This window comes from Pseudoalteromonas sp. BSi20429, assembly GCF_000238895.1.
GTDB lineage: Bacteria > Pseudomonadota > Gammaproteobacteria > Enterobacterales > Alteromonadaceae > Pseudoalteromonas > Pseudoalteromonas arctica.
Map to the genome: position 1 here is coordinate 13,818 of NZ_BADV01000028.1, position 22,343 is coordinate 36,160.

Below are 22,343 nucleotides of genomic sequence, written 5' to 3' on the forward strand. Positions count from 1 at the left end.
CTATAATTCTTGCAATTAGTGCTCGTCTCTAATTAACTTAACCTAACATTAATATTTAGGTGTTGTTATGTTTGAGCGGGCATTGCAAAAGTTTGCTAAAAGTCATTACTTTTTAGCTATAGGTTTGTTTTTTAGTCAGTTTGCTTTAAGTGCGAATATTGAATTAGTAATAGAAGATCAACACGGCCAAAAGTTATCAGGTGCAGTGGTTGAGCTTAATATTGCTGACAAACAAGCCACACCATCAAATTTGCCCATTGCTATAATGGATCAAGTCCATAAGCAGTTTTTACCCGAATTATTAGTTGTACAACAGGGTCAAAAAGTTAACTTTCCTAACAGCGATAATATTCGCCATCATGTTTATTCTTTTTCACAAGCTAAGCCTTTTCAACTAAGATTATATTCAGGGCAACCAAAAGAGCCCATTACGTTTGAGCAACAAGGGGTTGTTGTTTTAGGGTGTAATATTCATGACTCTATGGTTGGCTATATCTATGTAGCGAGTAGTGAATCCGTATATAAAACAGATAAAAAAGGCTATGTTAGTTTGCCTATTAATACGCTGCCTGCACAAGTGAGTGTGTGGCACCCTTTACAAACAGCGCCATTGGAGAATAAAAAAATGATAACAATTAATTCTCAAAAACAGTTACAGATAACAGTAAACACATCGACCCCAGCACCTAGAAATACCTTTGGTAGTAAGTTTAAGGCTGGTAATGACTAATAGTTTACGAAATCGCATAACCATTTTATGTGTTGGCTTAGTGTTATTAACCACTATGGTCAGCTTGTTTAGTTTTTGGTGGTCTACGAGTAAGTTTCAAGAAGAAAAAGTAAATCAAGACATTACCGTAGCGCAAAATGTTTATAAGCAATATTTAAAATCAAAAGAAAGCCTACTACTAACCGCAGCAAAAGTACTCACCTCCGACTTTGGTTTTAAGCAAGCTGTAGCAACGCGGGATGCCGGGACAATAAGCAGTGTGTTGTTTAATCATAGCCAACGTATTGATGCCGAATTAATGCTGCTACTTGATTTATCGGGTAGGCTTATTTCCGCCAATACTGACGAAGACGCTTTTGCACATAACTTAAAGCCGTTAATGGAAGAGCTTTTAAGTGCGCCAGAAGAGTCTAGTTTTGTGGTGCTAAATAACGAGCTTTACCAAATTATTTTATTACCCGTAAGAGCGCCACGTACAGTGGCCTATAGTTTGGTGGGTTTTAAAATTGATGACAATGTAGCCCATGAACTAAAAAGCTTAACAGGCATGGATGTGAGCTTTATAGGTAGCGCTGACGATATTGTTATTAGTTCATTAGCTAATCGCCCTGAGCAATTTGAACCTGTTAGCTATTTTAGTACCGTAACCACATCGCGTTTTTTTGGTGAGTATTTGGTGTATCGTAACCGAGATATAGATTTACCATCGTTGTTGACCCATCCTATAATTATTTTACTGAGCGCCGATTTAACACAAAGTTATAGTGACTTCGAAAAACTTCTTTTTACACTTATTATTTTAGCTATTTTAACTATGTTTGTAGGTGTTATTACGAGCAGCATATTTGCAAATAACTTAACTACGCCACTTACTCAACTAGCTGTAATAGCAAGGCAATTTGCACAAGGTAATTATGCTTTTGAATTTAAAGGGCGAAGGCAAAGTACCGAAATAGACACGCTAGTCGCAGCGTTTGATAGCATGGGTAATGATATTAATCAGCGCGAGCAACAAATTAGCTTTCAAGCCAGACACGACTCCCTAACAGGCTTTTATAACCGCTCAGCCATGCTTGAGGTGCTTGATGATGAGTTAGATTCATCAGCCGAGTACACGCTCGTTGCAATAGACATAAAGGGTCTTCGCCATATAAACGATAAGCTCGGTCCGCGCATTGGTGATGACTGCCTAAAGGCGGTTGCTTGCAGAATAAGTGAGTTTTCGGATGAGTTAGGGGGCTTTCATGCTCGTATTGGCGGCGATGAGTTTTTAACTGTGTTTCCGACGGCTGCAGCGCGCGAACACAAAAGCGGGATTGTTGGCTTAATGGCACAATTACAAGCGTGCTACACCATTCAAAAACTAAAAATTAACTTACGCTTTAGTGCGGGCATTGTGCAGTATCCTACGCAAGGAATTGCAAGTGATGACTTAATGCGCCGCGTGCTAATTGCTGTTGAAAGTGCTGCAAACACACAAGAGAGCATACATTATTATCAAAATGGTGAAGACGAGGCGCACTTAGAGCGCTTAATAATGCTTGATGAATTAAAGCAGGCTATTAGTGATGATGATGGTCAGCTATTTATGACCTATCAGCCAAAATTACACATGAAAACGCAAAAAATAGATAAAGTTGAGTCACTTATTCGCTGGCAGCGAAAAGATGGTAGCTGGGTTAATCCTGAACTGTTTATTGACTTAGCTGAGCAGTCGGGCCTTATTGTTGAGCTTACTGGGTGGGTTGTTAATACGGTTGTAGCACAAGTAGCTGATTGGCAGTTTAAAAATATAAACTTACAGGCTGCAATAAATGTATCTGCGCAAGACATAGCATTTCCGGGTTTTCATGCTGCATTAGTTCGTACGCTTAAAAAGTACAAAGTAGATCCTAAGCTGATCACTATTGAGCTTACTGAGCGCGATATGATCGAAAACGAAGAAAAAGGTATTAAAGCGCTCGAAAACCTAAAGGCAATTGGCGTTAAAATATCATTAGATGATTATGGTGTAGGGCAAACATCACTTGGTCGATTAAAAATGTTACCGATTGATGAGCTTAAGCTAGATAAGTGCTTTATCCTAAAACTTGATGAATCGCAAAAAGATCAATTTATAGTGCAATCATCAATTACGTTGGGGCATCAGCTAGGTTTCTCGGTTGTAGCTGAGGGGGTTGAAACACTTGGCTCATTAAATTTACTTAGAGGCATGCAGTGCGACCATGCACAAGGCTATTACTTAAGTAGGCCTTTAAAAGCAGAACTATTAGAAGAATGGCTGGAGGAATACTATGAAAAAAATTAAATACTTATTAGCAAGTTTGTTTTTAATAATTAGTGTACCGAGCATTGCAAGCAATGGAAAACTGCTAGCTACGCCGGGAGTTTCTCAAATTGAAGGCAGTGGCGGCGGTGGTATTGTACCGTGGGCACAACTTGCTGGGTACGCAAGTGATGACGAATTTTCGGTAAATGGCTTTTGTAGCCGCGCAGATGTAACCGACTACACACTTGACGTATGTGGTGCACAACTTAATTTATTTAATCGCGTTGAGCTCAGTTATGCCCAACAGCGCTTTGATGTACCAGCACTTGATGCTGAAATAGAGCAGTCAATTACAGGTGCTAAAATACGTTTATATGGCGATATTGTTTACAGTGATTGGCCACAACTTAGCTTAGGTATTCAGCATAAATCACTGGATGATGGCAGTATTGCAACACTTGTAGGCGCAGAAGATACTAGCGGCACTGACTACTACCTCGCTGCTAGTAAGTTACATTTGGGGGCTATTGCTGGTTATAACTGGTTTTGGAACGTAACCACACGATACAGCGAAGCTAATCAACTTGGTTTGCTTGGCTACGGTGGAGAAAATGGTAGTGGTAAAGTGCTATTTGAAGGCAGCACAGCACTATTTTTTAGTCGTGAAGTAGCCGTTGGTGTTGAGTATCGTCAAAAATCAAATAACTTAAACTTAGGCGAACAAGATTGGAAAGACTTATTTGTAGCATGGATGCCTAATAAGCACGTAAGTGTGACAGCGGCTTACCTTGATTTAGGAAGCATTGCAGGGGCTGACGATCAAACAGGTTGGTATTTATCGGTAACAGGGTATTGGTAATGAAAAGCGTTGGTATTTTTATAGTATGCGTAGGATTGCTTTGTAGTTGTGCTAGCTCAACACAATTATCGCTTTATCAAAAGCTCGATGGTAAAGCGGGGATAGGCAGAATTGTTGATAGCTTTATCTATCAAATAGGTAATGACGAGCAGATAATTCATTACTTTGAACACAGCAATATAGCGTACTTTCGCCAAGGGTTTATTACTCATATGTGTATGTTAGTAGAAGGCCCATGTACATACGATGGCGACTCTATGGTAGCAATCCATACAGGTATGCATATTACAGAGAAAGACTTTAATCATGTGGTTGATTTACTTATAAATGCAATGAATGAGCAGAACATTAGCCATAGTTTGCAAAACGATATTCTCTCTAGAATGGCACCACTTCGTGGTGAAATTATAAAAATGTAGCCATAAAGGCTTTAAAGTAATTATTAAGTAAAGGGAACCTTGCTTTGATGTCATTGTCCACTTAGAATTATTTCATAAAAACAATAATTGGCAAATATAGCTTGTATGGCTTACCTATTTATCTCTCGCAAAAATGTACACGCAAAATACTATAGAAAAATAATCAAAAAATTGTCGATGGATTGCCAATTACATATCATGGGAGCCCCTAAGCTTTCTGCTGTTAAGTATTTAAAAGATGCGTTTCAAGTTAATTTTACTGATGTAGTTAACTCTCAGCTAAAACGCAAAAGAGCACGTAATGCTATCTGGAATAGTCCTATTATTACTGCTGTTTACAGTGCTGGGTTAGTTTTATTTGAACGATTACGATACGCTAAGTATTTAGCCTTATTAACCGAGACTAATCCTGACTGCATTGTTATTTGGAACGGCAATAAACTTCCAAATACGACCGTTGCTATGGCTGCAAAAGCATTAGGTGTTAAGCAGTTTTATTATGAAAATGGTTTACTACCCGGTACAAGCAGTTTAGACCCTAATGGTATTAACTATAATGCGTCGTTAAGCCGTGACCCTTCTTTTTACCTAAATTTTGACCCACAAAATAAGCTAAACTTTTGTGCGCCGGATTTAATTCCAAGAGCTGATCATAAAAAGCGCTGTGAATTTGAATGCGCCGATGTGCCAGAACGCTATATATTTGCGCCTTTTCAAGTACCTCACGATACTCAATTAGCTAGCTTTTCTCCGTGGATAAACTCTATGGACATGTTTTACGACGAGGTGATTAAAGCGGTCAAAAGCTTAAACGATCCAAGTTTAAAAGTGGTTTTTAAAGAGCATCCGTCGTGGCATAAACATTACGCTCATCTTTATGAAAAAGATCCGATTGCAATTTTTGCTAATGGAAATCAAACAAGTGATTTGATTAAGTGCGCTGAAGCCGTATTAACGATTAATTCAACGGTCGGCTTAGAAGCATTGCTGCTCAATAAACGAGTTTTAACTCTTGGACAAGCCTGTTACAACATTGAGGGTTTGGTAAAGCATGCAAGCACTGCAGAGCAGCTAGCAGAGAATATGAACGAAGTAGTGCAGGGCTGGCAACCAAATACATTATTAAAGGATAAGTTTTTTAGCTTTATTGAACATGTATATTGTATTCCTGGCGTTTGGAAACACACTGAAGATAAACACATTAAAGCGATTGAAGCGCGTTTTACGGGTAATGACGAGTTTGCTAAGTATCATGGTGATAAGGAATCGTAGTGAAAAACCTAATTAGCTGTCAGCAATTACACGAGCAACTTAATAATCCTGCATTAGTGATATTTGATGCAGGTATGCTGCGCCCAGGTGTTTTGGGTACTTATTCGCCGCAAGCAATGCTGCCTAACGCTAAACGTTTTGACATAAAAAACGAATTGGCCGATAGATCAAATCCCTTACCAAGTATGGTATGCAGCGAGCAGCAGTTTACCCACATGATGCAAAATGCAGGTGTAAATAACGACTCGTTTATAGTTGTATACGAAGATGGCGGTTTATTTAGCGCAGCAAGAGCGTGGTGGATGTTTAAAGCTATGGGGCATCACAATGTTAAAGTACTCAGTGGTGGCCTTAAGACGTGGTTAGAGAGCGGTTACGCCATACAACAAGGTTATAGCAAAGCGTCAGGTAAAGGTGATTTTACGGCAAACTATAATTCTGAGTATTTTATTAATAGCCAACAAGTGGTTGACGCAATCGATGAGCCCAGCACTGCATTGCTAGATGCACGTGCTTATAAGCGTTTTACAGGCGAAGAAAGTGAACCCCGAAAAGGTATGCGTAGCGGGCATATCCCAAATAGTCGCTCGTTACCTTTTATGAATTTACTCAATAAAGGTGAAGCAAAACCACTTACTGAAATTAAAGCGATATTTAATGACGTGGTTGATGATGCGCAGCAGCTACAATTTAGCTGTGGCTCAGGTATTACAGCCTGTGTTTTAGCGTTATTTGCTACCGAGTGTGGTTACAGTAATTTAAGCGTTTATGATGGTTCGTGGAGTGAGTGGGGCGCAAGTGATTCATTGCCCATCGCCACGGGAGAAAAGTAGACGTGTTGGATATGTAAAGCTTGCTCACGTTAAAAGCGCAGCGCCTCTAAACCTCTTTGTGAATAACAGTATTTAAAAATATTACTCACAAGGAGAAGTGAAAGAGAAGAAAATGAGAAGGTAAAAACCAGTGCTTACTCGTATTTGAATACTATTTTTATACAATCACTTACTCTAAAAGCGCAGCGCCTCTAAACCTCTTTGTGAATAACAGTACTTAAAAATATTACTCACATGGAGAAGTGAAAGAGAAGAAAATGAGAAGGTAAAAACCAATGTTTGCTCGTATTTGTATTAAATGGTTTTTACTTTCTAAAACCATAAGGGCAGTTTTTACAACCATTTTTGCAGCACGAACCACGCTTTAAAAAAAACCACTTACTAAATATCATGTAACCATTTTGCATGGTGTAGTCGAGCCCTTCAATTAAATTGTCGTTACCTCTGAATTGTTTTGCAAAGTCTATTTGAGTTTTAATAGGTTGTGTATAAACACCCTTTAAAAAAGTATTTATTTTATTAAGCGTGCACTTGCGGCATAAACAACTTGTTGCTGTGATATCAAGCGGTAAAATAGCTGGCAGCTCATTGCACCAACACGCTGATATATCGTCTACATTACACGTTAGAGTACTGTGGCATTGAGTGCAGTTAAGTTCAGTCATTATAATTCTTTTTAGTAACAGTGAGCCAAGAATAACAAATATTATGAATACACAAAAAGCATTAGCTGAATTTATTACATTTGGTGAGCAAAGGGATGAAGCTATATCGGTTATCGTTTCAAGCCCTGCTGATAGCAATAAAACTCATTATACTCTCTCAACCGAGGTTTTAATTGATGTGCTTAAGCGCTGTTTAAGTAACGAAATAGACTTAGATGATTTAGAGCTTTGGGCAAACGTAATTGAATCGCGAGATGACATTGATTGTGCAGAGCATGAAGGTTTTATTTATGCGCTCAGTAATAGCGAGCAAATGGGAGAGCTTAATCATCAAAAGCTTGCTCAAATAGTTGCGTTAGTAAAAATTTGATTTGTTTAAAAAGCGAGGTGTAAAACCTCACCTACAATATATGCAATCCTGTAGGTGCGAATTTACTTCGCGCTCATGTAACGTGGCTTTGGTGTTTAAAAAGCGAGGTGTAAAACCTCACCTACAAAAAAACCGCATTTCAATTGAATGCGGTTTTTTAAATTGAAGACAATCGTTTTAAGCGATTATTTATGATATCCCAAGCACGTTTCGACTTCGTTTTTAGAACCTAAAATAACGGCTACACGCTGGTGGATTGCATCAGGCTGAATATCCATAATACGCTCGGTACCGGTTGATGCGATACCGCCAGCTTGCTCTACTAACATAGCCATTGGATTTGCTTCGTAAAGTAGGCGTAATTTATTTGGCTTTTTAGGATCTTTAGTGTCGGTAGGGTAAGTAAATAAACCACCACGGCTAAGTACGCGATGCACGTCGCCCACCATTGCTGCAATCCAGCGCATATTAAAGTTTTTAGCGCGAGGGCCTGTATCACCTGCTAGCAAATCATTGATATAATTTTGCATAGCTGGCTGCCAATGGCGTTGGTTAGACGTATTAATGGCAAATTCGTTTGTATCAGCAGGGATTTCGGCAAAATCTTGTGTAAGTAAAAAGCTGCCTTGTGTTTTATCAAGGGTAAACATGCGCGTGCCTTTACCTGTAGTCAGCGCAAGCATTGTTGACGGGCCGTAAAGTACGTAACCTGCTGCAACTTGTTTGTGGCCTGGCTGCATGAAAATGCTTTCATCAACAGCGTCTGAGCCTTCAGGCGCTTCCATAATAGAAAATATAGTACCGACAAGAGAGTTAATATCGGTATTTGACGAGCCATCCAATGGATCAAATGCCACTATAAATTTAGCGTCTGGGTTACCTGCTACTGTGTAGTCTTCTTCTTCAGAGGCGATTGCTTTAACCGTACCTGATTCCAGTAAAATATCTTTTAACAGCTGATTAGATAATACATCGAGCTTTTTTTGAGTTTCACCTTGAATGTTTTCATCAAGGGTTGAGCCCAATACGCCAGAAAGCGCGCCTTGACCAACGCGAAACGAAATTTCTTTACATGCCGCTAAAATTGTTCGAATTAATGATAAAAGTTCTCTTGAACAACCATCTTCAAGTAATACTGGAGGGAGTCTACGCATTCTATTTTCCTGATAACGTGTTAAAACCAATCATAATGTGAGAGAGATTAGCTTAGAGCGCTGAAATTCGTCTTAAATAACTGTATTGTTTAAATAGCACCCTATAATGGGACCACCTAATCGTACTTAAAACACAAATAACAAAGATAAGATTATGAAAAAAATACCACTACTAAGTTACATATTCTTTACTGTGCTGTGCTCTATCATAACTCAAGCGCACGCAGCAATTAAGTCAATTGATGAATTTACTACGCAAATGAATCATTTTCCGGGCTATTATTCGTTTTTTTACGATACCCAAAACGGAAAAGTATATTTAAAAGTTGATAAGTTTGAACAGCAATTTTTACTTCAGCAAAGCTTGCCTTACGGTATTGGCTCTAACGATATAGGCCTTGATAGAGGTCAGCTTGGTAATACTCACCTTGTGCAGTTTGAGCGTTTTGGCGACAAAGTAATGTTACGCGCTGTAAATACTTACTATCGTGCTAATACAAGTAATAAGGCTGAGCAGCAAAGTATTAAAGAAGCGTTTGCATCAAGTATACTTGCTGGTTTTAAAGTGGTTGCAGAAGATAAAGCCACAGCACTTATTGATTACACGCCTTATTTATTAAGTGATGTACATGGCGTAAGTCGCAAGCTTGCTGCACGAAAGCAAGGCAACTTTAGCCTTGATGAATCACGTAGTGCCGTTTATATGAATCGCTCAAAAGCATTTGTAAAAAACACCGAGCTTGAAGCTGTACTTACATTTAAAGGCACAAAACCAGGTGAATTTGTTCGCCAAGTAAGTGCTGACCCTTATGCGCTTACTGTTCATATGCATCATTCACTTATTCAATTACCAGACGATAACTACACGCCGCGCAAGTTTAATCCACAATCAGGTTTTTGGAGTATAGAACATAAAGATTACGCAGCGCCACTTGGCGAGTCAATGTATGTGCGTTATATACCGCGCCATCGTTTAACTAAAAAGGATTCAAGCTTACCTATTAGTGAACCTGTTAAACCAATTGTTTATTACCTTGATCCTGGCGTTCCAGAGCCCGTTAAAAGCGCTTTGCTTGAAGGTGGAAAGTGGTGGAACGACGCATTTACGGCGGCAGGATATAAAAATGCATTTATAGTAAAAGTGCTGCCAAGTAGCGCCGACCCTATGGATATTCGTTATAACGTCATTCAATGGGTACACCGTGCAACGCGTGGTTGGTCATACGGTAGTTCGGTAATCGACCCACGTACAGGTGAAATACTTAAAGGGCACGTAACACTCGGCTCATTGCGTGTTCGCCAAGATATTTTAATAGCCGAAGCTCTCGCTGCTCCTTATTTAAAAGGCAATGAAGTTGCTAAAAACTTGCAAGCAATGGCGCTTGATCGTATTCGCCAATTAAGCGCACATGAAATTGGCCACACATTAGGTATTTCTCATAACTTTGCAGCATCGGTAGGGGATAGAGCCTCAGTAATGGATTACCCACATCCGCTACTTAGTTTTAATGAACAAGGTAAGCTCGATGTAACGCTCGGCTATGCAACAGGCATGGGCGTGTGGGATACCCAAGTAATTAAATATGGCTATAGCGATTTTACTAACCAAGATGAAAGTGCAGAACTTGCTGCTATTTTAAAAGAGAACAAAGCCAAAGGCCTTGAGTTTATATCAGATAGTGATGCTCGTGCTAAAGGTGGCGCGCATCCAACAGCTCACTTATGGGATAACGGCACTAATCCTTCGCAGGAGCTTTTAAGAGTACTCGACGTACGTAAAAAAGCACTTTCGCAGTTTGGTATTAATAATATTAAAACGGGTGATTCATTATCGCAATTAGAGGAAAAACTAGTCCCGCTTTATCTGTTTCACCGTTTTCAGGTTGAGGCTGCGGTTAAGCTTATAGCCGGTGTTGATTATGAATACGAAACACGCGGTGACTCAGCCGTAAAAGGCGCACAAGTCGTTAATAAAAAAACACAGCAAGAAGCAGTAAACGCTATTTTTGCAACACTTAAGCCAAGTAATTTATTACTTCCTGAATCTGTGTTATCGCTAATTCCGCCAAAAGCATATGGCGAGTCTAAATCGCGCGAGAGCATAGTTGGGCGCACAGGGTTAACGCTCGATGCAATGGCATTACCCGAGGTTGCAGTGCAGCACAGCTTATCGCTTTTATTAAATGCACAGCGTTTAAATCGCTTAGCTCAGCAACAAGCGCGTAGTAATGACTTTTATAGTTTAGATGAGTTACTTGAGGAGCTATATAGCCAAGTGTTTAACGTGTCGTCGCCTAATACAATGATAGGTAAAATCACTCAGCGCGTGCAATTTTTAACAGCAAAAGCTATGGCTGATTTAGTAGCAAGCGATAGTGCAAGCCCTGAAGTGCAAGCGCAGTTACGTTACTACCTAGTTAAGTTGAGTGAAGACTTTAACCAAAACTCAATGCTGAGCCATACAAGTACTGGCGAGAGTGCGTTTAAGCAATATTTAGCTGAGCAAGTAAATCAGTTTTTAATTAAAGGGCAATGGCCAAACAACTTTAAAGTGCTGCCAATCCCACCGGGCTCACCAATTTAGAATAAAAACTGAAGCGCTTAGTTTTAGCTTTTAATATTAATGAGTTATAAAGAAAAACCCCGAGTATATTTATACTCGGGGTTATTTTATTCTAAAAGTGGATGAGTACTTTAAGACTTTATTTGCACTAAATCGTAATCGGCCATACCAGGGACTATTGCCTGTAAGCGAGACTCTGTTACATCAAGTGCATTTAAACATTCGCAATATTCAGAAGCTTTAAGCTCTAATTGATGCGCCTTTTTTTGTAGCGACTTATCAATTTCTCTTGAGATAATATCCATGCGTTGGCCCATGTCGTTAATACGATCTTCTATATTACCTTCACGCGATTTGAACGCATCTCCGAGTGATACCAAAATAGCACCTAACGATCCATGCACTGCGGAGTGAATTTGCTGGCTGATCTCTTTAGTAAAAAAATCATCTATTTGCGAAAGTGATTGAGGGGCTATAAAAAAGAAGTCATCGCCGCGCTTAAACTTATCCATTAGCGCGCGCTCTACATACTTTAGTTGTGTTTTAAGTACTTCAGGCTCTTTATCTGACATACCTTCAACTACGTGTTCAATAGCGCTTAAACCTAAGTTAACACCATCGGTAGCAAGGTTTACTAATTCGGGGACTGTGTGGCGAATACCATTACTAAACTGTTCGAGTACTTTGCTTTCGTCATCGCTTAAATCAACCCAATAACCGCGAATAAATAGTTGGTTATTGTTATTAATTTGTACACGAGTCTGGCCTTTATCTAATATGCGAATCGCATCGTCAGTAATAATTAAACCATGACGTAATTCAACATCGCATTGGGCTTGAGCAAAGACACTGCTGCTTGAGAGCGCTATGGACAACGCCAATATCGAACGAGATAGAAACGCCATAAACACCTCAAAAAGACTAAAATGGAAGGCGAGTAGGTTAACAAAAAAACAACTTTATGCAAGGGAAAATAAACCTTGCGGATATCTCACAGAATAGGTGTATAGAGCGAAGCTTGTGTTTTTAGATACGGCTATGTTGAGAAAAATCAACAGCACAACAAAGGACTTAGTATAAAGCTAAAGAGGTAGGGTTAGTACGGCTGTGATGAATATTCACAATAGCAGGCGGATACTTATTTGCTATGTTTGAAGAGTAGCACCAAACCCTTATTCATATCAATCGGTTGAGCATATTCGTCAAGATTATCGACGTGCTGTATGCAGCTTAGAGGGTATCCACTTAAGAATAACCGAAGCGGGCACTAAGGTTATAGCTATTTCGTGTGGCCAAGGTATTGATGAGTGGTTGTGATTTATAAATATTCTTTTAGGTTCGTTTTGAAATCTAGAGAAAGACTTTCATCATACTCAAGCCGTGCAATTTTTAGTTCATCTTTTTGAGTTTGTAATACTTCTTCGCTCGTCCGCCAAGTTAACCATATTAATATAACGCTAAAAAATAGGAGGATAGGAGAAATTAAACCATTAAATATGTTGGCTGTATTTGTCCAAGCATTTATATGATTTGACCAATAAGGGAAGTCTTGAGAAAACCGAAAAATTACAATGCTAATAACTAAAAACATAGAAAAAATAACCAATATAGAAAATGGCCTTTTCCAATTAAATATTTCCTTAAATACATCTTTATTCATCATCATTTCCTTGACTGTTCAGTGTATTACAACGATTAAGTAAAATAACCTGCTTATTAAATAGTGTAACTGATACGTAGGTCTTTATCGAGCGACAAAAAAGCGCGGCATCCATACCGCGCTTTTCTTTAGTTTATAATCACTAGTAATCTCTTACTAAAGACTGGATCTCTAATGTGAAACCACTATTAATCGAATTGCATCAAGTTGTAACTGCGTTTTTTCAATATACGTAGTTAAGTCCGTACGTTGCTTATCGTAAAACGTTATTTCTTCTTGACGAATATTCGGGTTAATTTGCTTAAGGGCTACCAGTCGCTCTTGCTCTTCACTGAGTGACGTTTGCATTTTAACAAGCGACGCTGCACGAATAACTTCAAGTTTTTCTTGTGCCATATCTTTAGCGGTAGTGATCATAGGATGCACAGCACTTTGCAATGCGCCCGCAAGTTTACTTGCTGTCTGGCGGCCAACGGCTGATAACTGCTGATTAAAACCTTCAAATGCCACATTCTCACCCAAGTTATTACCTGCTTTATCAAGCAATATACGAATTGGTGTAGGCGGTAAAAAGCGACCAACCTGCAATACTTTTGGCGCCATTGCTTCTGCAACAAAAATAAGCTCAACAAAAAAGGTGCCTGGTGGTAACTTTTTGTTTTTAAGCAATGCAACCGATGCGCTACCAAAGTCGTCGTCACAAATCATATCCATGGTGCCTTGCACCATTGGGTGATCCCAACTAACAAAGTGCACGTCTTCTTGCGAAAGCGCTGTATCACGATCAAAGGTAACGGTCATACCGTCTTCTTTAAGCGATGGGAATGATGGGTTTAACATATGCTCAGTTGGCTTTAAGATAATGGTATTTTCGCCTTTATCTTCTTGGCTTACGCCAAATGTGTCGAACACGTTGATCATGTAGCTTGGTAATTCAAACTGATTGTCGAGTTTTTCGATTTCAGCTACAAGTGAATCTGCAGCACCTTGACCCGATGAATGTAGCTCTAGTAAACGATCTCGTCCGCTTTCCATTTTTTTACGCAGTACTGCATTTTGCTGTGCTACTTGTTCAAGTAATGGATCGAGTTCGTCTTCATCGCAGTTATGCGCAGAAATATATTCAAGTAGATCATCACGGAACTCTTTATAAAGCATTTGCCCCGTTGACGAGGTAGATTCAAATGCGTCTAGACCTTCGTTGTACCAACGTAGTAGTACTTCTTGAGCGGTGTTTTCAAAATATGGCACATGAATGTTCACATCTTGCGTTTGACCTATACGATCTAATCGGCCAATACGTTGCTCTAGTAAGTCTGGGTTTAGAGGTAAATCAAACAACACTAAGTGATGCGAGAACTGGAAGTTACGACCTTCTGACCCAATTTCTGAACACAATAGTATTTGTGCGTTGTCATACTCGTCTGCAAAAAATGCAGCGGCGCGGTCACGCTCAATAATCGACATACCTTCGTGGAATACCGAGGCTTTAATTGCTTCACGTTCGCGTAGAATTTGCTCAAGACTAATAGCCGTTTCAGCTTTAGCACATATAAGCAGTACTTTTTCACGCTTAAGCGTTTTAAGCGTCTCGATTAACCAATCTACACGTGGGTCAAATAAACCCCAGCTTGCACTTTCGCCTTCAAATTCTTGGAATATTTTTTCAGGAAAAAGAGCACGATGTGCACTTAATTCAGGGTTTTGAATACCGCCCATGTTACCGAGAACCGACATAGCCGTTTTATACTGCTTTGGCAGTGCCATTGGGTAGGCGTGTAATTTACGACTAGGGTAGCCATCAATGCCGCTGCGGCTGTTTCTAAATAATATGCGACCTGTACCGTGGCGATCGAGCAACATGTTAAGTATTTCTTTACGTGCTGGTAAATCACCTTGCTGCGCTTTTGCAAGAATATCGGTAATGTCGGTTTCTTTTAATAGCTCAATTAGTGTGGCTTTGGCTGTGTCGTCTAGCCCTTGCTCTTGCAGTAATTGATTTGCAGCTTCAGCAACGTCTTTATAATTTGCTTCTTCTTCTTTAAACACGTCGTAGTCGTAAAAACGATCCGGATCGAGTAACTGTAAACGTGCAAAGTGACTGCTGTGACCAAGTTGATCAGGCGTTGCGGTAAGTAAAATAAGGCCAGGAATATCTTGGCTAAGCTCTGCCATACGTTGGTACTCTGAGCTTGGCTTGCCGTTATTTATACTTAGGTGATGAGCTTCATCTATAACTAGTAAATCCCAATCAGCAAGCGTTGCTTGTTCAAACCAGCGTTTTTTCTTGGTTAAAAACTCAAGACTAGTAAGTACTAGTTGCTCTGTATCAAACACGTTTGGTGAGTCTGCAAACGCTTCGTCGCAGCGTTCTTCATCAAAAATAGAAAAGTGTAGGTTAAAGCGGCGTAGCATTTCTACTAACCATTGGTGCTGTAGGTTTTCAGGCACCACAATAAGTACGCGACTCGCACGACCACTAATAATTTGTTGGTGTAAAATCATGCCTGCTTCAATTGTTTTACCCAGGCCTACTTCATCTGATAAAAGTACGCGTGGTGCAAAACGTTTACCTACTTCTTGGGCAATATAAAGCTGGTGTGGAATAAGGTTAGCACGCTGACCAATTAAGCCTTTAATAGGCGATTGCTCACGTTCAAATTTATGTAACCACGTTTGGTAGCGAAGTGTGTAGCGATCAAAACGATCGACTTGGCCCGCAAATAAACGATCTTGTGGTTTATTAAACTTAATAAAATGATCTAAAAAGGTTTCTTTAAGCTTGGCAGTTTCGCCGTTATCAACACGGGTGCCGTGATAACACAGTAACTCGCCTTGTACTTCAATAGACTCTACTTCTAATTCCCATTCTTCAACGCTTTTGATCACATCGCCAGGATTAAATGCCACACGGGTAACAGGTGCTTCTGCCGAAGAATAAACACGGCTCTCACCACTGGCAGGAAATAATATGCTGACCTGACGGCCTTCAATGGCAACAACGGTGCCTAATCCTAAATCTGACTCTGTATCACTGATCCAACGCTGACCTAAGGAAAAATTCATGTATGTCTCGTCTATGATGAAAAAGGCGGCTATGTTACCTGTAAGCTAACACCACTGCAAGGCGCTATTTGGCTCACTTTTAATTAATTTTGTAAGTGTTAATTATTACTATTAAAACAACTTGTTTATGACTCTTTTTTAGGTAAATCAAAACTAATTACAGTTTGTAATAAAACGGACTTTTATGACAAATAGACTAAACTTACATTATGCCTTGGCAATTAAGTATTGCAGGTTTAAGTTTTGCCCGTTTTACTTAGTTATTTTGGTATAGCATAAAAATCATAAAACGTAAGGAAAGTGCTATGGAAAAAGCTTCGAACCTTGAAAGTAAAATGTATGTGCTAGATACCAACGTACTACTTCACGAACCCCTCGCTTATTTGTCTTTTCAAGAACATGACGTTGTAATTCCGATGACAGTGCTTGAAGAGCTTGACCACATAAAAGACAGAAAACACGACGTAAGCCGCGATGCGCGCGTCGCTATTCGTGGATTAGATGAAGTACTTAAAAATGCAACGCCTGAACAAATGCTACAAGGCGTGGCGCTGCCGAGTAACAAAAAGGCAAAAGCGAGCTCTGCAGGTACCCTCATTATTGTAAACGACCATTTATTTGCCGACTCCATTTCTGGTTTGCCTGGTAACGAAAACGACCATCGTATTATTAATTGCGCCGTGTATTTACAAAAGCAGCACAGTGATTCAAAAGTTATATTAGTAACAAAAGACATAAACATGCGTTTAAAGGCCAAAGGCGCAGGGCTTAAATATGTTGAGGATTACCGTACCGACCAACTTATTGACGATATCAGCTTACTCACTAGTGGTTATAAAAAAATTGAAGGTGATTTTTGGGACCATGTAGGGGAATGTAATACGCAGCAACACGGACGAGATACGTTTCATCATGTGCCTAAAAACTTAATACCTGATGTATTTTGTAATGAATATTTACTTGATGGAGGGGATCAGTTTGCGGCGCGTGTTAAATCGTACGATGACGAGTACATAACGCTAAAAGATATTGGTGTTGAGCGTTTAATGCATCAACAAGCATGGGGCGTTAAGCCCAAAAATATTTATCAGGGAATGGCGCTTGATGCGCTGCTAGATACAAGTATTGAACTTGTTATTTTAACAGGACCAGCAGGGTGCGGTAAAACCTTGTTAGCACTTGCCAGCGCTCTTGAAATGGTCATCGAAAAAGGTATTTACGATAAAGTAATAGTCACTCGTAATACCCCAGAAATAGCAGAGTCCATTGGCTTTTTACCAGGCACTGAAGAGGAAAAAATGGCGCCGTGGCTTGCAGCCATTACCGATACGCTGGAGGTATTGCACAAAGGCGACGAAAATCCGATATCAAGCCGAAACTACATTATGGAGAAGGCTAATGTTCAGTTTAAATCGGTTAACTTTATGCGTGGGCGTAGTATTCAAAATGCGGTGGTCATTTTAGATGAGAGCCAAAATTTAACGGCATCTCAACTTAAAACGATTATTACTCGCTGCGGCGAAGGTACTAAATTAATTTGTACGGGTAACTTGGCGCAAATAGATAGTAACTATTTAACGCCAGTAACATCGGGCTTAACGTACATAGTAGAGCGCTTTAAAAACTTTGAAGGCAGCGCAACTATAAACCTCAACGGTGTTGTACGTAGTCGCTTAGCGTCATTTGCAGAAGAAAATTTATAACTTGCGCTTAACAAATTGGCTCGATAGTCTATCGATTGATTTTCGAGCCAACTGGCAGGCAGTACATTGAATTTTTTACCTCTGAAGCATTATTATCGTTCATTATTTATTGCGCTTTTAGTGCCATTGATTGTCGCTTTTTTACTGTGCTTGCACTTATATAATATAAAGCTTGAGCGGGCGGTTGAAAAACGCGAAGCCGATTTTACGAATGTTTCAGCACAGGTTACTCACGGGATGGAGTCGGTGAGTAATCTACTCATCACCATGTTTAGCTTATACGAACAAACGACCTATCCAAAAATAAACCAAAGCTTACTTGAGGGCATAAATCAATATGATGGTTACTATTACCGTCACTTTAGTGAGCAAGGCACTGAAATTGTAGGTAAGGGGGAGTTTGCGTTATCTGCTAAGGCATTAATGCAGTGGCAGCAGGCTATTACATTAGGGCCTTCGTTTAATACAACGCTTGCATTAATGCAGTCGTTGTCTGCTGTAGCATATGTTGATAATAATGGCTTTGCTTATGTAAGCAGGCGCAACAAGAGCCAAAGTTTAATGCTTACTGAAATTCTAAATGGAAAATTTAAGCCAAAATTTTCACCAAACAAACTTACTTCAAGTCCCATTGTTAAAGTGAATGATAAATCGTATTTTGCTATTGGCCGACAACGAAGCACCGGCTCAGCCGATTACATTATTTTGATTTATGATGTTCAGGCAATTTCTGGGTGGTTAAAAAAGGTTTCACCGAACAGTGGTGAATACGTTTTTATGAACCAATCACATCAAGTTATCGCCAGCTCTAAACAGTTAATAGAGCAAGCAACAGCACTAAAAAATTATTGGCCTGATTTGGCCCAGCACCATAGTAAAAAAACAGTCTTAACTAGTGATAGTAATTACTTTATGCAGCCAATGGATGAGTTACCTATTCACGCAGCATTTTACGAGCACAAACCCCAACTAATAAGCCCAATTAAGTATGAAATACTATTAGAGTTTGCATTTTTAACGCTATTTTTAAGTATTATGTTTGGCGTGTTTTTTTGGTTAAGTCAGCGCATTTTTATTAAGCCAATGACTCACTTAATGTCGTACCTAGAGAGTAACGGTACACAGCAAGAAGTGCAGCTCGATTATAAAGTACCGCTGAGCTGGCAGCCTTGGTTTTCTAAAGTGAAGCGTGTATTTACTAAAAACAAACAGTTAGTTGATTCATTACAAAATGCAAACAAAGCTCTGGATGACCAAGTTCAGCTGCAGTCAGAAAAACTAAGCCGCAGTTACGAAGCAAAAGAGCGACACCTCGCCTTACTTAATACTATGCTAAACAGTGTGCCAGATCTTATTTATTTTAAAAATATTGATGGATCATTCTTAGGATGCAATAAAGCATTTGAGGCGTACATCGGTAAAGATCAAACTGCATTAGTCGGTAAATATGTAGATGATTTAGGTGATAACGATCAACAAATAAATGCGCTTGAAAAACAAGTATTACAAAATAGAAACAGTGTTGAACAGCGAATAGAAACCGATAAAAAAACGTACCAACTGACTATTGCACCTTTTTATAACGAGCACCAACATCTGTTGGGGACTATGGGTATTGGTCGCGATATTACCGAACAGCAACAAGCATTATTGGCCTTAAAAGCATCAGAATCTAAATTTAGAAGTGCGATTGAATTTGCGGCTAACTGCGTGGTTTTACTCTCGCTTGAGCACACAATATTACAAGTAAATAAAGCGGCAAGAAAGCAGTTTTCTGAACAGCCAGTACTGGTTGGTGAGCAGTTAAAAGCATTGTTTGACGATACTCAATGGCAGCAAATAAAAAGCACTTTAGCGCAATTGCTAGATGACAAAAAACGCGTATACCACCTAACGCTTGCTCAAGGGCGCTTAACAAGTTGGTTGCAACTGAGTGTATCGCTTGTATGGGATGAAAACCGGGACCCAGCTTATTATGTTATTCACATTCAGGATGTGAGCGCATTAACTAAATCGAAACTAGATGCCGAACGAGCAACCCTTGCTAAAAGTCGCTTTATAGCCAATTTAAGTCATGAAATACGCACTCCTCTTAATGCTGTTTTAGGGCTGCTTGATATGCTTATTGAGCAAGGATTAACGCAAAAGCAATTACAACAAACGGATCAAGCTAAGCATGCAGCACAAAGCTTGTTGCTAATGCTCAATAGAATGCTTGATTTTGCACGCATAGAAAGTTCGCAAACCGATTTAAAACAAGCATCTTTTAGTATGGTTGAGCTGGTGGATATTTGTGAAAGTTTAACGGCTCCATTGTGCGAAGGAAAAGGTATTGAATTTGTTATTGATATTGACCCGTTAATAGCGCCTGATTTGATATGCGACAGTATTCGCTTACAGCAAATATTAGGTAATTTATTAACAAATGCTGTTAAGTTTACAAAAACAGGTTCTATCACTTTAAAAATGGAACTTATTGAAAGCGATAGCCTAGAGCAACAGCATATTTGCTTTAAAGTAATTGATACCGGTATGGGCATAGATGAAGCCGATCAGAGGCGTTTATTTGACGCCTTTACGCAAGGTGATGAGTCTTCAACACGTATACATCATGGTGTTGGGTTAGGTTTAGCGATTGTTAAACATGCGGTGTCATTAATGGGAGGGGAGATTGCTTTAAAGAGTAAAAAAGGTCATGGCTGTGAGTTTTACTTCAGCGTTAGTTTTTTGGTTGATACCACTAAAAATACGATGTTACCGACTAATACATTGGCTATTTTATCGGATCAAAGTAAAGAGCTTAAGCAAGTAACAAATGCTTATACAGAGCTTGCTAATATTAATTTAGATGAAGTACTCAAATACCCAATTAAGCTCTCCAATACTCAGCAAATAATAATCGATGCGGCCGATTTACCTGCACTTTTAAATGTTGAAGCAATTAATGATTCGTTATCAGCTAAAGAAACCTCGGTAATTATTATTAATCATCAGCACACACTTAATTTACCAACAAGTGAGCATTTAGCTGCGCATCACGTTAAAGCATCGGCATTGGGACAAAGGCTATTTAGCTTGAACTCTCAGCAACAGCCTAAAGCTAGTACCAATGCCGTAATATATAATATTGCTGAAACTAAAGTTGATATATCGGGTCTACTTGTATTAGCCATTGATGATAATCAACTTAATTTAGAAATAATTAGCAGTGTATTACGCCAAGCAAACGTAAGTGTTGTTACCGCTTTAAGCGCATCTATCGGCATGGAATTATTGCAAGTTTTAAAGCCTGACTTAATATTGATGGATGTGCAAATGCCGCAAATAGATGGCTGCCAAGCTACGGCTTTAATTCGTCAACAGTTTGACGCAAAGCAACTGCCTATTTTTGCTTTAACGGCTCATTGTGAACCCGCTGATATTGAACGTTCTTTAAAGTGCGGTATGAATAAGCATTTAACTAAACCGGTTGTTGCTAAGGTACTTATTGATGCAATTGCCGATTTAAACTTAGTTAAACCAAGCTTTTTTGAAAAATCATTCGCATTAACGCAGTTTAGTATGGATGAAAAGCTCCTCAATACAATGATTGGTAAATTTGCTAATTTATGCGAAACCCAGCTATTGCAAATAGAAGAAACAACCAATAAGGATGATTTGGTACGCTTAGTGCATAGTATAAAAGGTGTAGCAGGTAATTTAGGCTTTAGACGATTGTCTCACTGCGCTTTATTGTGTGAAAGAACACTTAAAACAACTAACAAGCCTGTTGAAATAACACTGAAAGAGCTTATTATGCAGTTAGAACAGGTAATTGTTTTTATAAAAGGGGTAGGGGCTAGGGATGTCGAAAAGAGCTAAAGTACTTATTGTAGATGATGATCCAATCAACAGATTAGTACTTGAAAAAACACTTAAAGTAGAACACGACGTATTCTTAGTTGAAAGTGGTGAAAAAGCACTGACCTTTGTAAAAACTGCGCAAGTTGATTTAATTATCCTTGATGTGATTATGCCAGGAATTGACGGCTATGAAGTGCTTGTGCAACTTAAAGAAAATCCGATAACTCAATCGATCCCCGTTATATTTATATCAGCTAATCGTAGCCATGACGACGAAGCTAAGGGCCTAGAGCTCGGTGCTATGGATTATATCACCAAGCCATTTAGCCCTTCTATTGTGCGTGTTAGGGTTCGTAACCAGTTACTTATAAAGCAAAAAAATGATCTGCTAGAGATGCTAGCCTCAATCGACGGCTTAACTGAAATCCCAAATAGACGCTACCTAGACGAAAACTTAGCTCGTGAATGGCGCCGAAGTAAACGCAGTGGAACCCCGCTATCGGTGTTACTTATGGATATAGACCACTTTAAGCGTTACAACGATTGCTACGGACATCGTGCTGGCGATGAATGTTTAAAGGATGTTGCACAAGCACTCGCAGCTCAATGTGAACGTGGTAGTGACTTTATAGCTCGTTATGGTGGTGAAGAATTTGCAGCTGTATTACCTGGAATGAATAGGCATGAGGCTATGGAGTTTGCTAACAAATTACGCAATGCTGTAAATGCTTTGAATATAGAACATAAAGGCTCATTAAATGCAGACCACATCACTATTAGTATAGGTATCGCCACTACTCAAAGTGGTAAAGTGTATGCTGAGCAAGCGTTATTAGAAGAGGCCGATTTAGGCCTATATGCCGCTAAAGATGCAGGGCGAGATAGAATAGTTGCACTCTAAAAACTTAATATACAAAAACGCCAATATTCATATATT

At 39.3% G+C, this 22,343-nt stretch carries 16 protein-coding genes; 11 read left to right on the forward strand and 5 right to left on the reverse strand.

What is annotated here, in order from left to right; genetic code table 11:
- The first annotated feature begins 67 nt into the window (after positions 1 to 67).
- The 6 genes from P20429_RS13250 (at position 68) to P20429_RS13225 (ending at position 6,382) form a co-directional block, all read left to right on the forward strand.
- Positions 68 to 730 carry a methylamine utilization protein gene (locus P20429_RS13250; protein ID WP_007581955.1) on the forward strand — a complete coding sequence of 221 codons (663 nt, stop codon included), beginning with the start codon at positions 68 to 70 and terminating at the stop codon, positions 728 to 730.
- The gene (locus P20429_RS13245; protein ID WP_007581956.1) at positions 723 to 3,038 is read left to right on the forward strand and encodes an EAL domain-containing protein; all 2,316 of its coding nucleotides are present in this window, start codon (positions 723 to 725) and stop codon (positions 3,036 to 3,038) included. Before P20429_RS13250 ends, P20429_RS13245 begins: the two co-directional genes overlap by 8 nt.
- Complete coding sequence (locus P20429_RS13240) at positions 3,025 to 3,858, forward strand: DUF3034 family protein (protein WP_007581959.1); 834 nt, start codon at positions 3,025 to 3,027, stop codon at positions 3,856 to 3,858. Before P20429_RS13245 ends, P20429_RS13240 begins: the two co-directional genes overlap by 14 nt.
- On the forward strand, positions 3,858 to 4,277 hold the full coding sequence (locus P20429_RS13235) for a group 1 truncated hemoglobin (protein ID WP_007581961.1): 420 nt from the start codon (positions 3,858 to 3,860) through the stop codon (positions 4,275 to 4,277). Before P20429_RS13240 ends, P20429_RS13235 begins: the two co-directional genes overlap by 1 nt.
- 177 nt (positions 4,278 to 4,454) lie before the next feature.
- Positions 4,455 to 5,549, forward strand: coding sequence for a capsular polysaccharide biosynthesis protein (locus P20429_RS13230; RefSeq protein ID WP_007581963.1), 1,095 nt, complete (start codon positions 4,455 to 4,457; stop codon positions 5,547 to 5,549).
- The gene (locus P20429_RS13225) at positions 5,549 to 6,382 is read left to right on the forward strand and encodes a sulfurtransferase (RefSeq protein ID WP_007581965.1); all 834 of its coding nucleotides are present in this window, start codon (positions 5,549 to 5,551) and stop codon (positions 6,380 to 6,382) included. Before P20429_RS13230 ends, P20429_RS13225 begins: the two co-directional genes overlap by 1 nt.
- A gap of 305 nt (positions 6,383 to 6,687) precedes the next feature.
- Here P20429_RS13225 and P20429_RS13220 read toward each other — a convergent pair whose 3' ends face one another.
- The gene (locus tag P20429_RS13220) at positions 6,688 to 7,047 is read right to left on the reverse strand and encodes a DUF5522 domain-containing protein (RefSeq protein WP_007581967.1); all 360 of its coding nucleotides are present in this window, start codon (positions 7,045 to 7,047) and stop codon (positions 6,688 to 6,690) included.
- 43 nt (positions 7,048 to 7,090) lie between these two features.
- Between P20429_RS13220 and P20429_RS13215 the strand changes: the two genes are divergently transcribed.
- A complete protein-coding gene (locus P20429_RS13215) occupies positions 7,091 to 7,417 on the forward strand; it encodes a hypothetical protein (RefSeq protein ID WP_007581969.1) in 327 nt (108 codons plus the stop codon).
- Positions 7,418 to 7,602: 185 nt separating this feature from the next.
- On the opposite strand, the gene P20429_RS13210 is transcribed toward P20429_RS13215, so the two are convergent.
- Positions 7,603 to 8,571, reverse strand: coding sequence for a class 1 fructose-bisphosphatase (locus P20429_RS13210; protein ID WP_007581971.1), 969 nt, complete (start codon positions 8,569 to 8,571; stop codon positions 7,603 to 7,605).
- A 154-nt stretch (positions 8,572 to 8,725) separates the two neighbouring features.
- Here P20429_RS13210 and P20429_RS13205 point away from each other — a divergent pair, with 154 nt between their 5' ends.
- Positions 8,726 to 11,155 (forward strand): zinc-dependent metalloprotease, encoded by a 2,430-nt coding sequence (locus P20429_RS13205; protein WP_007581973.1) that lies wholly within the window; start codon positions 8,726 to 8,728, stop codon positions 11,153 to 11,155.
- Positions 11,156 to 11,265: 110 nt separating this feature from the next.
- On the opposite strand, the gene P20429_RS13200 is transcribed toward P20429_RS13205, so the two are convergent.
- The 3 genes from P20429_RS13200 to rapA all read right to left on the reverse strand — a co-directional run bounded on the left by P20429_RS13200 (position 11,266) and on the right by rapA (position 15,860).
- A complete protein-coding gene (locus P20429_RS13200) occupies positions 11,266 to 12,039 on the reverse strand; it encodes a YggN family protein (protein ID WP_007581974.1) in 774 nt (257 codons plus the stop codon).
- Positions 12,040 to 12,452: 413 nt separating this feature from the next.
- Positions 12,453 to 12,794, reverse strand: a complete 342-nt coding sequence (locus tag P20429_RS19320) for a hypothetical protein (protein ID WP_033026514.1) — start codon at positions 12,792 to 12,794, stop codon at positions 12,453 to 12,455.
- A 171-nt stretch (positions 12,795 to 12,965) separates the two neighbouring features.
- Positions 12,966 to 15,860, reverse strand: coding sequence for an RNA polymerase-associated protein RapA (gene rapA / locus P20429_RS13195; RefSeq protein ID WP_007581977.1), 2,895 nt, complete (start codon positions 15,858 to 15,860; stop codon positions 12,966 to 12,968).
- Positions 15,861 to 16,165: 305 nt separating this feature from the next.
- Here rapA and P20429_RS13190 point away from each other — a divergent pair, with 305 nt between their 5' ends.
- The 3 genes from P20429_RS13190 to P20429_RS13180 all read left to right on the forward strand — a co-directional run bounded on the left by P20429_RS13190 (position 16,166) and on the right by P20429_RS13180 (position 22,307).
- Complete coding sequence (locus P20429_RS13190; RefSeq protein WP_007581979.1) at positions 16,166 to 17,563, forward strand: PhoH family protein; 1,398 nt, start codon at positions 16,166 to 16,168, stop codon at positions 17,561 to 17,563.
- Between the two features lie 66 nt (positions 17,564 to 17,629).
- Positions 17,630 to 21,424: a PAS domain-containing hybrid sensor histidine kinase/response regulator gene (locus tag P20429_RS13185; RefSeq protein WP_033026516.1), complete on the forward strand. Its 3,795-nt coding sequence runs from the start codon at positions 17,630 to 17,632 to the stop codon at positions 21,422 to 21,424.
- Positions 21,408 to 22,307: a diguanylate cyclase gene (locus P20429_RS13180; RefSeq protein ID WP_007581985.1), complete on the forward strand. Its 900-nt coding sequence runs from the start codon at positions 21,408 to 21,410 to the stop codon at positions 22,305 to 22,307. The genes P20429_RS13185 and P20429_RS13180 overlap by 17 nt, the downstream gene beginning before the upstream one ends.
- Positions 22,308 to 22,343: the final 36 nt, after the last annotated feature.